Source organism: Lactobacillus kefiranofaciens, assembly GCF_900103655.1.
Classification (GTDB): Bacteria; Bacillota; Bacilli; order Lactobacillales; family Lactobacillaceae; genus Lactobacillus; species Lactobacillus kefiranofaciens.
Window position 1 is genome coordinate 96935 of record NZ_FMXC01000004.1, and the last position, 16078, is coordinate 113012.

Annotated in this window: 11 protein-coding genes, 3 pseudogenes and 1 riboswitch; of the genes and pseudogenes, 4 read left to right on the plus strand and 10 right to left on the minus strand. The window is 39.4% G+C overall.

The window, feature by feature from the left end:
* Window positions 1-108: 108 nt before the first annotated feature.
* The 4 genes from BLP58_RS03220 to BLP58_RS03235 form a co-directional block, all read right to left on the minus strand.
* Window positions 109-687: an ECF transporter S component gene (locus BLP58_RS03220; RefSeq protein ID WP_013854541.1), complete on the minus strand. Its 579-nt coding sequence runs from the start codon at window positions 685-687 to the stop codon at window positions 109-111.
* Window positions 688-730: 43 nt separating this feature from the next.
* Window positions 731-821, minus strand: a riboswitch (TPP riboswitch).
* A 28-nt stretch (window positions 822-849) separates the two neighbouring features.
* Window positions 850-2619: an ABC transporter ATP-binding protein gene (locus BLP58_RS03225; RefSeq protein ID WP_056956866.1), complete on the minus strand. Its 1770-nt coding sequence runs from the start codon at window positions 2617-2619 to the stop codon at window positions 850-852.
* Window positions 2619-4349, minus strand: coding sequence for an ABC transporter ATP-binding protein (locus BLP58_RS03230; protein WP_013854543.1), 1731 nt, complete (start codon window positions 4347-4349; stop codon window positions 2619-2621). The genes BLP58_RS03225 and BLP58_RS03230 overlap by 1 nt, the downstream gene beginning before the upstream one ends.
* Window positions 4349-4789 carry a MarR family winged helix-turn-helix transcriptional regulator gene (locus BLP58_RS03235; protein WP_013854544.1) on the minus strand — a complete coding sequence of 147 codons (441 nt, stop codon included), beginning with the start codon at window positions 4787-4789 and terminating at the stop codon, window positions 4349-4351. Before BLP58_RS03235 ends, BLP58_RS03230 begins: the two co-directional genes overlap by 1 nt.
* Window positions 4790-4910: 121 nt before the next feature.
* On the opposite strand from BLP58_RS03235, the pseudogene BLP58_RS03240 reads away from it, so the two are divergent.
* Window positions 4911-5724, plus strand: a pseudogene (locus BLP58_RS03240) (transporter substrate-binding domain-containing protein).
* A gap of 45 nt (window positions 5725-5769) precedes the next feature.
* Here the strand turns inward: BLP58_RS03240 and BLP58_RS03245 are convergent.
* From BLP58_RS03245 to BLP58_RS03255, 3 genes are all read right to left on the minus strand, one after another.
* A complete protein-coding gene (locus tag BLP58_RS03245) occupies window positions 5770-6438 on the minus strand; it encodes a type 1 glutamine amidotransferase (protein WP_013854545.1) in 669 nt (222 codons plus the stop codon).
* A 103-nt stretch (window positions 6439-6541) separates the two neighbouring features.
* Window positions 6542-7246: a helix-turn-helix domain-containing protein gene (locus BLP58_RS03250; RefSeq protein ID WP_013854546.1), complete on the minus strand. Its 705-nt coding sequence runs from the start codon at window positions 7244-7246 to the stop codon at window positions 6542-6544.
* 96 nt (window positions 7247-7342) lie between these two features.
* Window positions 7343-8965, minus strand: coding sequence for an ABC-F family ATP-binding cassette domain-containing protein (locus BLP58_RS03255; protein ID WP_013854547.1), 1623 nt, complete (start codon window positions 8963-8965; stop codon window positions 7343-7345).
* A 150-nt stretch (window positions 8966-9115) separates the two neighbouring features.
* Between BLP58_RS03255 and BLP58_RS03260 the strand changes: the two genes are divergently transcribed.
* Entirely contained in the window at window positions 9116-10315 is a 1200-nt protein-coding gene (locus tag BLP58_RS03260; protein ID WP_013854548.1) for a multidrug efflux MFS transporter, read from the plus strand.
* 27 nt (window positions 10316-10342) lie between these two features.
* Here the strand turns inward: BLP58_RS03260 and BLP58_RS03265 are convergent.
* Window positions 10343-11852 (minus strand): annotated as a pseudogene (locus BLP58_RS03265) (MFS transporter).
* Between the two features lie 297 nt (window positions 11853-12149).
* Between BLP58_RS03265 and pyrR the strand changes: the two are divergent.
* Window positions 12150-12680, plus strand: a complete 531-nt coding sequence (gene pyrR / locus BLP58_RS03270) for a bifunctional pyr operon transcriptional regulator/uracil phosphoribosyltransferase PyrR (protein WP_013854549.1) — start codon at window positions 12150-12152, stop codon at window positions 12678-12680.
* 11 nt (window positions 12681-12691) lie between these two features.
* Entirely contained in the window at window positions 12692-14020 is a 1329-nt protein-coding gene (locus tag BLP58_RS03275; protein WP_013854550.1) for a solute carrier family 23 protein, read from the plus strand.
* Window positions 14021-14083: 63 nt separating this feature from the next.
* Here the strand turns inward: BLP58_RS03275 and BLP58_RS03280 are convergent.
* Window positions 14084-14899, minus strand: a pseudogene (locus tag BLP58_RS03280) (aldo/keto reductase).
* Between the two features lie 54 nt (window positions 14900-14953).
* On the minus strand, window positions 14954-16078 hold a 1125-nt coding region (locus BLP58_RS03285; RefSeq protein WP_143000308.1), incomplete at its 5' end, for an RNA-guided endonuclease TnpB family protein.

Consider the following 16078-nt stretch of genomic DNA (forward strand, 5'->3'; position numbering starts at 1 on the left):
AAAAATCCCCTTCTTTTCTGTAAACGTATACACTATTTTCTTATTATATTGTAGCACATGACTATTTTTAGAAAAGTATCTATAGATTGAAAAGGGATTGGTTATAATTTAATTGATCTTCGGTTTCAATGCTTTATCGAATAAGTTAGTAATTAATTTAACTAAAACACCATCAAAGACTAATGCGGAAATAATACTGGTAATGAACATCATAATTTGTAATTTAACACTATAATGACTCCAGCCATACAAGAAATATGATGGAATGAAGCCACCTAAATTGGCAAAGAAAGCTCCAGTTAAGACGCTCTTCCAAGAGAATTTTTCATAACGCTCTTTTTTAGGGAAAAAGCCGATCTCGTTAGTTGCTCCTTCGATTAAACCTTCCAAGATAGTAAGTGCACCCCATTGACCGCCAATTGCCATCTCAACCGTTGCGGCTAGTAATTCACCAATCGTGCCAGAACCAACTGTTGGAACAAAATACATGGCTAGCGGTGCTGCCATATACCACAATCCTGTGAAGATATTATCCACAACTGGAGCATAACCGGTAGGCAAAAAGCCTAGCTTAACCCAGTTATACACATTGTTGAAACCATAGGTATAAATTACCCCCATGATGATTCCAATTAAAGCAACTAAAATAATTGATTTAACATTCCATTTTGCTGAACGAGTAAACATAAAAAAGCTCCTAACTAGCTTGTCAGTAGGAGCACAAAAACATCATTATTAAAAAGCACTTTCCTTATCGCAAGCATTGACTTGTTCAAGTTCGAAGGGTATTTCTCAGCTATTAAGCACCCCTAGTGACAAAAATTATTTAATTATTTTTAGTATAACACATCAATTGAAGGCTGTCTGATCTGTATAAAGTTTATAATAAAATCCTTTATCAGCCAGCAATTTTTCATGACTGCCTTCTTCGATGACATTGCCATCTTTTAGCACGACAATCTTATTTGAATTGAGAATTGTCTTTAAGCGGTGGGCAATTACGAAACTGGTCCGTCCCGCGATTACGGCATCCATGGCCTGTTGAATTTTTTCTTCAGTCACCGTATCCACATTCGAAGTGGCCTCATCTAAAATTAAGAAATCCGGATTAGTTAAAATTGTCCTGGCAATTGAAACCAACTGCTTTTGCCCCGTTGAAAAGACAGAACTGGCATCATTAACTCGCGTGTTATAGCCATCTGGCAAGCTCTCAATAAAATCATGAATATTCGCTTGCTTAGCTGCACTAATTACTTCATCCATAGTGGCATTGGGCTTGCCATAGCGAATATTATCGGCAATCGTACCACTGAACAGGACAGAATCCTGCAAGACAATACCGACGTTATCACGCAGAGACTTTAATTGAATGTCGCGCACGTCAATATTATCAAAGGTGACCTTGCCGGAGTTCACATCATAGAAGCGATTAAGCAAATTCATAATGGTCGTCTTTCCTGATCCGGTTGGTCCAACTAGGGCAACTGATTGTCCTTTAGCTACAGCAATATTCACGCCATGCAAGATCTCTTTATTTTGATCATAGCCAAAGTGAACGTTCTCCAACTTTACTCCCTCTTGCACGCCATGCAAGATTTTACCATTTGGTACGGCATTTTCATCTTTCTGCTCTTCAACCGTAGCTAACCTTCTGGCGCCGGTCAAAGCTAACTGAATCATGGAATAAATCGAGGTAATCTGCGTCAACGGTTGGAAATAATTTTGTGAATATTCTACAAACGTAACGATCAAGCCCAAACCGATAGCTTGGCTAACTTGACCAGAAATAATCATCCAGGCTCCCATGGCAATGACGATAGCTAAGTTAAGCAGGTTTAAACCATTCATTAGCGGAAACAGCATCCCCGAATAGAATTGACCCTTAAACATTGCTTTTCTCACGCGATTATTATAAGTCTTAAAGCCAGCTACCGATTCCTGCCGCAGATTATTGGTAATAATGACTTTCTCACCGTTAATTTGTTCAGTAATATAGCCGTTAAGGTCCCCAATTTCATCTTGCTGCTTATCCAAATAGATCCGAGCCTTTTTCATAATTAAAACTGCGACAATTAAAATCAGCGGCGTTGAAGCAATCGTCGTCCAGGCCAGCTGTGCATTAACCGTGAACATCACAATAATCGTACCGATGAACATTATTCCCTGAGAAATAATTTCAAAGATAGCATTATTCATCGCGTTAAAAATGTTATCCAAATCTGATGTAAACAGAGACAGCAGCTTACCATCTTGATGCGTATCAAAATAGCGTATCATCATTCTTTGAAACTTAGAGAATAAATTCTCTCGCATGTCGTTAGTTGAATCAGCGTTAAATTTCGACATTACCATCCAGGCAATGAAGATTGCAACTTGACTTAGAACATAGAAGACCAACATTGATCCTAAGGCGCCATAGAAGGTATTTAAACTGACAGTTTCTTTTTTTAAATCAGACAAATAATTAGTCAAATCCGTGACGGCTTGTCCTAAAAAAGTCGGGGCCAAAACCTGCGCACCACTTGAAACCAGCGATAGGATAACTACGATGGTAATTCCTTTCCAGTACGACTTCAAATACTTAATAAAATAGCGAATTGTCTTTCTAGTATCGCCCATTACTTTTCACCTCTCTTGCCTTTTTGAGTCTTAAAAATCTCTTGATAAATTGGCGAGGTCTTCAGTAGTTCTTCATGCGTGCCTTGAGCAACCAGTTTTCCATCATCAAGCACTAAAATTATATCGGCATTAATTACTGAAACAATCTTTTCTGCAATGATAAAGGTCGTTGTGTCCGGTAATTCATGTTCAAGTGCTTGCTGCACCTTCTTTTCAGACTCGGCATCTAGCGCTGAAGTTGAATCATCCAAAATTAGAATTGGCGACTTAGCAATCAAGCTACGCGCGATTGAAAGACGCTGTTTTTGTCCACCTGAGAAATTGGCAGAACGTTCTTCTACTTCATGATCGAACGAATCGTTATAACGCTCGATAAATTCCGACGCTTGAGCCATGCCAGCCGCACGTTGGAGTTCATGCAACTTAGCGCTGCTCTTGCCTTGACGTAGATTCGAAGCAATCGTCCCAGAAAACAGCACTGCACGCTGCAAGACAAAAGAAATAGTCTTTCGCAAAGCCGTTTCAGTTACATCCTTAATGTTTTGTCCGCCGATTTTAATTTCACCCTTAGTTGGATCGTATAAACGAGCGATTAATTGCGCTAAGGTTGACTTGCCAGAGCCGGTTGCACCAACGATACCGACCATCTCGCCAGGCTTTATCTTGAACGAAATATCTTTGAGGGTTTCATCATCACCATCTGGATAGGTAAAGGAAACATGATCGAATTCCACTGATCCCGTTAATGGTGCAACCGAGCCACTGGTTACGAACTTTACATCCGGCTCCGTGTCCAAAACCTCTTTGATTCGACCCAAGGAAATATTCCCTCTGGCAAACTGCATCATTGTCATCCCTGCAATCATGATCGTCCACAATAATGTCAAAATATAGTTAACAAATGGACTAACTACCGCGACATCGGTTGGATGCTGGCTAATGCTTTGGCCAATTAAAAAGACAACCAAGGTAATTACTAAATAAGCAATCAATTGAAAGGCTGGCATAATAGCTGAGAACCAATAACCAATGACGATATTGTAGTCGTTTAAGCGATCCGAAGTCTGATTGAATTTTTTAATCTCTTGTCCTTCTTGGTTGAACGATTTCACTACCCGCACGCCTTGCAAAGTTTCTTGAGCTTGACTCGAAATCTTATCCATCGTCTTCTGAAACTTGTCAAACAAACTATTCATTCGTTTTAAGACGAAAATACCAAAACCCATAATTAAGGCAACCATCACAACCGTTGCCCACCAAAAGCGCGGAATAATCACGATACAAAAAATAAAGGAACCAACAATCAAAATTGGCATTCTGAGCAGCTGCATAAAAAGCTGCATAATCATATTCATAATTTGATTCATATCGTTAATTAGGCGCGTTGTCAATGACCCAGCGGAGAACTTTTCGATATTGCCAAATGAAAAGCTTTGAATTTTGGCATAAGTCTCTTCACGTAAGTCACTAGTCACGCCTTGAGCAATCCGCGCTGCATAATAAACGTTGAAGATTCCCGCGATAATCGCAACAATGCCAAGAACTACCAGAATAATTCCATCACGCATGACACCTTCTTTTTGGTCCGCCATAATCGCACGCTGAATATTTTCTAGCAGCCTGGGCTGATACAGACTGGCAAAAGCAGAGACGATGATTGCCACTAGGGCCGCAATAACGTCTTTTTTATATCGCTTGAAGTGCGGCATTAATATTTTGAATGTTTGCATTATTTACCCCTTTCTTCGTTTAAAAATTGCCAAAAAGTATTACTCCATTCTTCACTCAAACTAGTTAAGAGTTTCATTTTCTCAGCACCCATCTTCTGTGCCGTCTTTTCTTCTAATTTAAACAAGGGACCCATTTTTTCTCGCGCGTATTCTTTTCCTGCAGGAGTTAATTCACAAAAACGTACTCGCTTATCATGACTATCCACACTCATCGTAAGACATTCAGCCTCACACAGTTTCTTAATTCCTTTATTAATCGATTGCTTGGGCAAATCGCTTAAATCTACCAACTGTTTTTGCGTCAATTTTTTTCGTAAAAGCAATTCATATAGAATTACCATCAAATAGTTGGGAATATCATGATCTTGTTCCCATTGCTTATATGCCCTATTTCCGTGAATAATTGCAAGATTTAACTTTTCTGAATCATTTACCTTCATATATTGGCCCGCCCCGCTACTATTAGTCTACATATGTACTAAATAATAGTACGCATAGGGACTAATGTCAATGACTATGTTATACTAGTTTTATTACAACTATACGAGAGGTGGGATATATATGCGAAAGAAATTATTTTTTGCTACTTTTTTAACTATCCTGCTCGCTTTCACATTGACTGCGTGCAGTCAAAAGAAAAAGCAAAACGTTTATCAAACAGTAAAAGAAACTAAGACGATTAATTGGGGCGTAAAGGCAGATACGCCACTCTTTGGCGCGATCAACATCAAAACTGGCCAAATCAACGGCTTTGAAATCGACTTAGCCAAAGCACTAACTAAAAAGATGTTTGGCAAAAAGGTAAAAGCCAATTTTGTCACGACGACAGCCAACACCAAGATTCAATTATTAAAAAACAAAAATATCGACGCCGCCATTGCAGCAATGACAATTACGCCTGAACGTGAAAAACAAGTCGATTTTAGCAAGCCTTATTTTCCTGCCAGGCAATCAATCATGGTTAATGATCACAGTAAGATTAAAAACGTCAAAGATTTAAACAATAAAAAGGTATTAATCGTTAAGGGGACAACTTCGGCAGATGCCGTTAAAAAATTCGCACCTAAGGCAGAAATCTTGCAGTTTGACGACTACGGCCAAGCCTTTGCTGCGCTAAAAGCAGGACAAGGGGGATGCTTTTGTTACGGATAACGGGATCTTAGCCGGTATTCTGCGTGATAACCCAGGCTATAAATTAGTCGGGGGCAATTTCACCGATCAACCATATGGAATCGCCGTTAACGAAGGACAAACTGAGATGCATCAGCAGATCAATTCTGCTTTAACCCAGCTAGAAAAAGACGGGACCTACAATCGTTTAGTTAATAAATGGTTTGGTAAAATTCCTGGCTTGAAAGTTAAAGAAATAAAGTAATGACAAAAAAGGATTGACATTCTAAATACATGTCAATCCTTTTCTTTATCTCGTAATGTAATCTAGTAACTTAAACATTACGGTCTTATTTTCCTTAGGTACGCCGTGCTTCATAATCTCACTTGGCGTCTGCTGCAAATCATTATTCTCTAAAGCATAAGCGCCATCATTAATAGCAATTTCACGGACATTATCTTCTTTAGGTTCAAAGTGGAATTGCAGCCCAATTACATTATTTCCCAGGAGATAACCCTGATTTTTAACTAAATCACTGGAAAACAGTAACTTAGCCTTGGCCGGAATCTCACTCATCTGCTGATGCCAATGAAGCGCCGTTAACTGATGCGGCAAGCCGTTAATTATCTGATTTTGTAAATAAACAAGTGCCCAACCTACTTCCTTAGCTGGTGCATCTAGAACTTGGCAACCTAACGTCTTCGCAATCTGCTGACTGCCAAAACAAATGCCCAGAATTGGCTTAGAAGCAGCGAGCATCTGCTTAATTAAAACGCGCTCCTTCTTAATCCAGTCCAAATCATCATTAGGACTATTGGGGCTACCTAGAATAACTAATAAATCAGTCTCATCTACTGTAGGCAAAATACCAAAATCGGCTGGGTGATAAACAAACATCTTATTATTTCTTGCATGGCACCAATCTTGGATAGAACCTGGGCCCTCATTTGGTGCATGCTGCAACACATTAACACGCATAAAATTCTCCCTAAAATTGATTATCTGCTATATAACTTGCCCTCCACAATTCTTCCATCTTAGCTAAACGATGCCAATCACCATGTTGACACATCATGTAGAGCTAATAAACTGGATTATAAACTATCGGATTATTCTTAGTTTCCTTCAAGTAAGCTCTCACCGTCTTAATTAGCATAAAGCGAAAACGTTCTACTTCATTACGGTTAAAGTAGGTCTCGTAATATTGCGTCATTAATCGTTCAATATTAACATGTGATGTTTTCTTTAATGCTTCTGGATTCTTGCGATAATTATACAAAGTAAAAGCAGGAATTCCCGTTTTTCTGCTTAACTTGGTTATCTTCACGTTACGATCAGTCAGCAATTGTTCTGCTCTCTGCACATCAGTCAAAATATGTGGTCGAGCCATATGTGGCATAACAACACGTTTATTCAACTCTCCAATTACTTTTTTAGCGGCTTGGCGCAATAATCTAATTGCTGTCTTTTCTGCAATATCATTTCGTCTAGTCACTCCAACTACAAATGTATGATCAGTTGTCTCATATTTATGAGTAATTGAATTATAAAAATTGCCAACTACTCCTTTAATATCTACGTCTTCCGTACTCACTTGATTATAGTTAAAAAAGATGTGGTCCATTTTACCAGTCATTGGCGAAAAAGGTAAATTATCAGTTGTAAAAACCTGAACATGGACCAAATACACGTGTCTTTTAAGTTTAGGACAAAGTTCGTTGATCATCTTAACTTCACGATCTTGGATAAAGTCCTCATAAATTATATTATCCTCACGTTCTTCCATTATTAATCCCCCTAAATCGCTCATAACTCTTAGTTTTTATTATAACTAAGTTAACATAAAAAACTAGCCTTTTGCAGCTAGTTTTCAGCACAATTATTAATAAATCTTAGCAACTTGCTCCTGAATGTTCTTTTTATCCAGAAATTCATCATAGCTAGTATCTTGCCTGCTGACAATTCCCCTAGGACCAACTTCAATAATATGGTTGGCAATAGTTTGAATAAATTCGTGGTCATGGGATGTAAATAGAATTGAACCAGGGTAAGCAACCAATGCATCGTTTAATGCGGTAATAGATTCTAAATCAAGGTGGTTAGTCGGATCATCCATGATTAAGACATTGGCTGGCTCGAGCATCATGCGTGACAATTGACAACGAACCTTTTCTCCACCGGAAAGGACTTTGATCTTCTTTTCAATCTCATCCCCACTAAAGAGCATTCTACCTAAAAAGCCGCGCAGGAATGTGTTGTCGTCCTGCTCTTTTGTCGCATATTGCCGCAGCCAATCCAGAATAGTCAGATCATCGTTGTTAAAGTTAGCATTCAAGTCACGTGACATGTAATTGAAGGCAGTAGTTTGACCCCAGGTAACTCTGCCAGAATCTGGCTTAATTTTGCCTGCAATAATATCAAGCAAAGCAGTCGTAGCCAAGGCGTTACGTGATAAAAACGCCACTTTATCACCAGGACGCACAATGAAAGAAACATTATCTAAAATCTTTTCCCCATCAACTGAGTAGGAAACATTTTCTACCTTAACAAGGTCATTGCCCAAATCACGGTGCATTTCAAATTTAACAAATGGGTACTTGCGTGATGATGGCTTGATGTCGTCTAAAGTGATCTTATCAAGTTGTTTCTTACGAGATGTTGCTTGCCGTGACTTAGAAGCATTGGCAGAAAAGCGCGCAATAAATTCTTGCAGCTGCTTGATCTTCTCTTCTTTTTTAGCATTTTGGTTAGCAGCTAATTCGTTAGCCAATTTGCTTGATTCGTACCAGAAATCATAATTACCCACATATAATTGAATCTTGCCGCGGTCAACATCACACATTTCGGTACATACTTGGTTTAAAAAGTGCCGGTCGTGGGAAACAACGATCACGATGTTAGGATAATCAGCTAAAAAGTTTTCTAGCCATTCAACCGTGTGCACATCAAGACCATTGGTTGGTTCGTCAAGGAGAAGAATGTCGGGACTGCCAAAAAGCGCTTGAGCAAGCAATACCTTCACCTTCTCGGATTCTGGCAATTCCTTCATTAGCATTTGATGTTCGCTTTCGGGAATGCCTAATGATTGCAGCAACTTGGAGGCATCGGCTTCGGCGTTCCAGCCATCGAGTTCTGCAAATTTGCTTTCAAGCTCCGCTGCCTTAACACCATCTTCATCACCAAAATCAGGCTTAGCATACAAAGCATCTTTTTCTTTCATTACTTGATAGAGTTCTTTATGTCCTTGAATTACCGTGTCCATGACAGTGAATTTTTCAAAGGCAAAGTGATCTTGATTCAAACTAGACATTCTTTCATTAGGGTCAATGCTAATAGAACCCGTTGTAGGCTCAAGCTTGCCTTCAAGCAATTTAAGAAAAGTAGATTTGCCGGCGCCGTTGGCACCAATTACGCCGTAGCAATTGCCCGGCGTAAATTTTAAGTTGACATCTTCATAAAGCGTACGGCCGCCAAATTTAAGACTTAAGTCGGATACTGTAATCAATCGTTATACCTCACTAGTTTAAAATGTAAAATTATGTATTAGTATACTAAAAAAATCATCTTAAATAAATATAGAAATGAAGCTTTAACATATTTTTACTATTTTACTGATGAGCAGAGTAAAATGGAAACATATTGAAAGGATGAGATCATGACAGAAAAAACCATTTGGAAGAAAAATCTATTCGTCTTATCGATTGCTGTTTTTATCGCAGGAATCGCCTTTTCAGAAATTATGCCTTTCTTGTCGCTATACATTAACACATTAGGCAATTTCTCTCACCAGCAACTTAACTTCTGGTCTGGGATTGTTTATTCCGGTACATTCATTATTTCAGCAATTGTTTCCCCTTGGTGGGGGAAATTAGCTGATAAAAAAGGACGTAAGCCCATGATCTTACGCGCCGGAATCGGAATGTCAATTGTAATAGCTAGTATGGGGCTAGTCCAAAACGTTTGGCAGCTGCTTTTACTTAGAATGTTACAGGGGATATTTGCTGGGTTTATTTCTAACTCCAATGCCTTAGTTGCCACTGAAACGCCAAAAACGAATTCCGGTCAAGCTCTAGGGACTATTGCTTCTGCTACAACTGCTGGAACTTTGCTTGGGCCACTGGTTGGTGGAGCTTTAACTTCGATTTTTTCATACCGCGTTACCTTTATGATCACGGGTGGTTTACTGCTAATCTGTTCAGTTTTGGTCTTGTTCTTCGTTCATGAGGATGACTTCAAGCCAGTTACCGCCAAGAAATTGGATAAAGCCAGTGGTGTTATCAAGTCGCTTAATTCACCTCATTTAATTTTCGGTTTATTATTAACTACCTTAATTATTCAAGCAGCTAACAATTCAATCAATCCGATCGTTTCACTGTATGTGCGGCAATTGCTTGATGGACACGGCAACGTTGTTTTTATTTCTGGGGTTATCGCTGCTCTTCCTGGAATCGCTACATTCGCAGTAGCATCCCGTTTCGGAGCGCTCGGTGATAAAATCGGTACTCACAAAATCATCGTTGCAGGATTCATTGCGGCAACAATTTTCTTCTTCTTAACCGCTTTTGTACAAAACACAATCGAATTAGGAATTTTGCGCTTTTTGGTTGGTTTTTCTGACGCTTGCTTATTCCCACAAGTTCAAACGATGTTAACTAAAAATTCTCCCGCTGCCGTAACTGGACGTATTTTCTCATGGAACCAGTCAGCCATGTATATCGGCAATATCTTTGGTCCGCTTCTAGGTTCAACGATTTCAGGTCTAACCAACTACAGCACGGTATTCCTCGTCACTGCGGGTATCGTCGTTTTCAATTTAATTCTTTTCAAAATTAATGTCATTAACAATCTAAACTAAAAAAGCTTGAAAAATTCAAGCTTTTTCTTATTCCGCTGCTTTCTTAGCCTCGTGGTGGTTATAAATAAAGTTAGCGATATATGCCAAAATTAATAAAACGACTGAAGTCCACATGATTTGCGTGATCCCCGAATGAAAAATCGTCCGCATCGTAGGAATCAAAGCCTGCGGCAAACTCTTAGCAGATTCTGCGTCACTTAATTTATTCATCATCGTCATCGTGATCCCGTGATGACTGGCAATTCCACGCCCTAAAGCCAAATTCATGATTACGCCGTAAATTGCCGACATAATAGTTTGCGCTAAAATTCTGATTAAAAAACTAAGTGAAGTTGCCGGTGCCATATCTTTTTCACTGGCATCAACCTGCACCTTAATTTGCAAAATTACGAAAATTGCTCCCACGCCAAAACCAGAAAATGAAGCAATGATCATCAGAATTTGATAAGGCGTATTAATTGGTACCAAAATTAAGCCAACTGCAGAAATAGCTAATAAAGTTAAATTAAAAATCAATAAACGATAATTGTTGAAGTGCCGCATTAAAGCTGGAGTGCTCTGAGACCCGCCAATATCTAAAATGGAGTTAGGAATCAGCGTTACACCTCCAATTAAAGCTGACGTGCCTAGAATCGCCTGGGACCACATTGGCAAATAGGTATTAACCGCAATATATGCTCCCCAAGCCAGAGCGAATAAAACAAAGTCACCTACTAAAGCACGATTGGCAAAAACACTTAACGGTACGATCGGACTTTCAGCTTTCTTTTCCACTACAATACGGTACGATCGGACTTTCAGCTTTCTTTTCCACTACAATAAAGATAGCTAGTAAAATTATCCCTAGAACTACAAATGAGATGACCATGGTAGTACTGGCTATTCCTAACATCTGCATCCCAATTAAAAAGCAGCTTAGGCCAACAATCAAAGTTGTAGCTCCAGTTTTATCAAAATGAACATTCTTTTCGGGTTTACGAATACCGCGGTAAAAGATAATGCTCAAAATAATAGCAATTAAACCGAGCGGCACATTAATATAGAAAACCCAGTGCCAAGACAAAGCATCAACAATCCAGCCACCAACTAGTGGTCCAGCAATGCTGGCCGCACTAAAACTCGCTGCAATATAACTCAAGATAACGGTTCTTCTTTTAATATTAGGATAGATATAACCCACAATAATATAAGGTAAGGATCCCATTCCGCCGGCACCAACACCCATTAATACCCGGGAAATAAGAAAGAAATAAATATCCGGTGCTACGGCTTCTAAAATAGAGCCTACAATAAACAGCACTAATGATAATTCAAAGGCAAATTTATTCCCCATGCGTTCGCCTAACTTACTCCAGATAGGCACCGATACTGACATCCCTAATAAAAAGCAGGCTACAATCCAGCCCATATACTGAATTCCGTGCAAATCTGACACGATCGCCGGAATCGCGGTATTGATAATCGTGGCATCTAACCCTGACATAATATTAGCTAAGATTAGTGCCCAAGTGACCATTGTAATCTGTCTTTTATTCATCCAATCATTCCTTTATTCATACACATATCCCTATAATTAAGTCTTTCAACTGATAGTATGCTTGATGACTATAATGTTTGTCAAAGAAAAATTTTTACTTCTGAAACTTGACAATTATTCGCTTTCTTTGTTTAATATAAGAAAAATAGTGATGACCTTTAAAGTTAGTCCCGTGAGGCTAAGAAGGAAATCTGCGTTTAGCTAGTCTTATTTGTGCTAGCAATAACAGAAAGACCATCTTGGACTCAGTGTCCTTGCTGGTCTTTTTTCTTTTGGTCATCCGAGAAAGGAAAATATATGGCAAAAGAAATAGTAGATGCTTTAAGCATGAAGCGTGCCATTATGCGTATGACCTACGAAATTGTTGAACGCAACAAAGGCACAGAGAATTTAGTTTTAGTCGGCATTAAGACGCGTGGTCTTTACTTAGCACAAAGAATCGCTAAGAACTTGAAAAATTTAGAAGACGTTGAGGTGCCAGTGGGCGCAATCGATATCTCTCAATACCGTGATGATCTGCCTGAAGCAGAAAAAGAAAAAATGATTCACGGCCAACAACTCGATTTTGACATTACCGATAAGAATGTGATCCTAGTTGACGACGTTTTGTTTACTGGTAGAACAATTAGAGCAGCCCTTGACGCATTAATGGATCAGGGTCTCCCTGCCAAAATCAACTTAGCGGTTTTAATCGATCGTGGTCACCGCGAGTTGCCTGTTCGTCCAGACTTTATCGGTAAAAACATTCCAACTGCCATGGATGAAGAAGTCAAAGTATCAATGACTGAAGTCGACGATAAAGACGGCATTGATATCATCAACAAATAGGGAGTATTTGAATGAGTAAAAAAGAGAATTTTAGAAATCCGGATGCGATTTTAGACGTCTACGAAAAACCGGAGTTTGGTCAGGGCGTGCTCTTGTCCCTGCAGCACATGTTTGCCATGTTCGGTTCAACTGTATTAGTACCAATTTTGATTGGGATCAATCCAAGTATCGCCTTGCTTTCTTCAGGGATTGGTACTTTAGTCCACATGATCTTGACTCACTTCAAGATTCCAGCATACTTAGGTTCAAGTTTTGCCTTCGTTGCTACTATGCAAGCCTTGATGAAGGCTGACGGTTATCCTGCCGTTGCTCAAGGTGCGATTGCTTCTGGTTTAGTTTATGTAATCGTTGCTTTGATCATTGCTAAAGTTGGTTCTGGCTGGGTTAACAAGGTCTTGCCACCAATTGTCGTTGGTCCAATTATCATTGTTATCGGTTTGTCACTTGCAACTACTGCCGCAAACGATGCGATGATGAACAACCAAAAGTATGATTTAACTTACTTCGGTGTTGCCATTTTCACATTGGTGATGACCTTGGTCTTCCAAATGTGCTTCAAAGGCTTCACTAGTTTAGTTTCAATCATGCTCGGTATCATCTGTGGTTATGTTTTAGCCTGCTTCTTAGGCATTGTCGACTTCTCAGGAGTTGAAAATGCTGCTTGGTTCTCTATTCCTTCACTTGATGTGATGGGTATTAGCTACCACTTTAAATGGTATCCAGCTGCAATTTTAGCCATGGCACCGATCACCTTCGTTACGATGACGGAACACATGGGACACATTATGGTGCTTAATTCATTGACTAAGCGTAACTTCTTCAAGAATCCTGGTTTGCACAGAACCATGATGGGTGACGGTATTTCCACAATTATTGCCGGTTTCATCGGTGGTCCTCCTACCACTTCTTACGGTGAAAATATCGGTGTGTTAGCCATGACTAAGGTTCACTCAGTTTGGGTCCTTGCTGGTGCCGCAGTTTGTGCCATCATCTTCAGTTTTGTTGGTAAGCTTGCTGCCTTGATTGAATCAATTCCAATGCCAGTAATCGGGGGAATTTCGTTCTTGCTCTTTGGTACAATTGCTTCTAACGGTTTGAAGATCTTGGTAGACGACAAGGTTGACTTTGGTGAAAAGCGCAACATGTTGATTGCCTCAGTTATCTTGGTTATCGGTATTGGTGGTGCTTACCTCCAACTCGGCAACTTCCAATTAACTTCAGTTGCTCTTTCAACTATCATCGGTATGATCTTGAACTGGGTTCTTCCTAAGAAGGCTGCTAGTGAAAAGGCACTTGAAGAAAAGAATAAGCAAAAACAAGACGGTAAGATTTATCAGTAATTTGAAATAATACTAAACAAAAAGCAGTTAGCTATCATGATGATAATTAACTGCTTTTCTTTTTTATCTAAAGCTTTCTGCGATCTCTGGATCCATCTCATCCTCTAAAACGCTGTGCCCTTGATCCAGTGTCTTAATCTTGCCCATATCTTCAGCATCAAGCTTAAAGTCAAAGACATTGAAGTTTTCTGCTAGTTTCTTTTTATGAACAGATTTTGGAATCATGACATAATTTCTTTGCAAGAACCATCTAATCATCACTTGGGCTGTAGTCTTGCCATGCTTATTTGCAATTTCTGCTAAAACAGGATTGGTAAAAATATGGTCAGCCCCTTCCGCAAATGGCGCCCAAGCTTCAGGTTGTACAGCTTCTTTTTCCATATACGTCTGCGATCTCCACTATTGGTTCCAGACATTGGTTTCAATTTGATTTACCGCAGGTTTCACATCATTAAAGGTGATTAAATCAGCTAGACGTTCGTTCCAAAAGCTGCTGACGCCGATTGCGCGGATGCGGCCTTCTTTGTATAAACGCTCCATTGCACGCCAAGTGCCATAATAATCGTTATATGGCTTATGAATCAGATATAGATCAAGATAATCGAGCTGCAATTTTTTCATTGTCTCGTCAAAGGCCTTGAGCGTTGCATCGTAGCCGTAATCATCGACCCAGATTTTAGAAGTGACGAAAATATCCTCTCGAGGAATGTTGCTGTGTCTAATTGCATCCCCCACAGCTTGTTCATTGCCGTACACTTGCGCGGTATCGACTAGACGATAGCCTACTTCAAGTCCATCTTCTACGACTTGTTGTGTTTGAGCTAGGTCATTAATTTGATGAACTAAACCGACACTGAAGTGCCGGGTTTCTGGGAACACTGAGTAGTGTTTAGGATCTTACATTGAACTAGTCAAATACCTAACTCACAGAACTCAGCTTGTTACCATGGCCAGTCCCTGACCAGTTGGCGTTGCTTTATGCAGGATATTAACTGCCGCATTAATATCTCGATCATGCTTGGTTTGACACTTAGGGCAAATCCATTCACGAATCTCTAATGGCTTAGCGCCACTGTTATAGCCACATTTTGAACAAATTCTGGAAGTATTCTTGGGATCAACTGCAATTAGTTTCTTGCCATACCATTCGCATTTGTATTCTAGCATTTGTCTAAACATTCGCCATGAAGCATTGGCAATTGACTTAGCTAAGTGATGATTTTTCTGAAGATTCTTGGTTTTCAAATCTTCAATCGCAATTACATCATATTGCTTAACTAAATGCGTAGTTAATTTATGCAGGTAATCTCTGCGCTGATTAGCTACTTTAGCTTGGTATCTGGCTTTTGACTTTTGCGCTTTTTGCCAATTAGTAAAGCTTTCTAAGCTTCTAGGACAAAGCACCTTTTTATTCCTGTCTTGTAAAACTAGTAATTTAACTAAATGTCTGCGGCGAGAATATTTTCTTTGCCAGACTTTGGCTTTCTTTTCAAAATAAGAGCTATTAAAACTAGGATATTTTAGCCCATTAGACAGAATCGCTAAATCAGCCACGCCAACATCAATCCCAACTCGTTTGCCAGTTAAGCTGTACTTCTCTGGTTCAGATATTTCTACCTGTAGAGACAAATAATATTTTCCTGTTGGTTCAAGCAGAACAGTGTAGCGCTTAATCTTAGTGTTTTGCAAAACTCCAGTCTTGCTGGTTTTGACATAGCCTAATTTGGGAATCTTCAAGTACCTTTTACCTGTAATTCTTATGGTTGATTTGCCCGTATAAGACTTTTTCAGATACTTGCGTGAATGAAAACGAGGCTTGCCTACTTGGCCAGTTTTATCTTGAAAGAAGTTCTTCCAAGACTGAGTTAGAAATTCATTAACTACCTGCAAGCTTGAAGAATCGCTGTTTTTCAAAAAAGGATATTCTTTTTTAAGCGGCTTAAGCAGATAATTCAGCTTGAACTTGCCTAAAAAAGGCAAAGCTTTATTATTCTGATAGCGCTCATTCATCATGGCCAGCATTTGATTCCAAACAAAACGATCATTGCCAAACATCTG

Coding starts and splice junctions, on each gene's coding strand:
- BLP58_RS03220 (WP_013854541.1), bottom strand. CDS start 687: ATGTTTACTCGTTCAGCAAAATGGAATGTTAAATCAATTATTTTAGTT.
- pyrR (WP_013854549.1), top strand. CDS start 12,150: ATGGCAAAAGAAATAGTAGATGCTTTAAGCATGAAGCGTGCCATTATG.
- BLP58_RS03230 (WP_013854543.1), bottom strand. CDS start 4,349: ATGCAAACATTCAAAATATTAATGCCGCACTTCAAGCGATATAAAAAA.
- BLP58_RS03225 (WP_056956866.1), bottom strand. CDS start 2,619: ATGGGCGATACTAGAAAGACAATTCGCTATTTTATTAAGTATTTGAAG.
- BLP58_RS03275 (WP_013854550.1), top strand. CDS start 12,692: ATGAGTAAAAAAGAGAATTTTAGAAATCCGGATGCGATTTTAGACGTC.
- BLP58_RS03245 (WP_013854545.1), bottom strand. CDS start 6,438: ATGCGTGTTAATGTGTTGCAGCATGCACCAAATGAGGGCCCAGGTTCT.
- BLP58_RS03235 (WP_013854544.1), bottom strand. CDS start 4,789: ATGAAGGTAAATGATTCAGAAAAGTTAAATCTTGCAATTATTCACGGA.
- BLP58_RS03260 (WP_013854548.1), top strand. CDS start 9,116: ATGACAGAAAAAACCATTTGGAAGAAAAATCTATTCGTCTTATCGATT.
- BLP58_RS03250 (WP_013854546.1), bottom strand. CDS start 7,246: ATGGAAGAACGTGAGGATAATATAATTTATGAGGACTTTATCCAAGAT.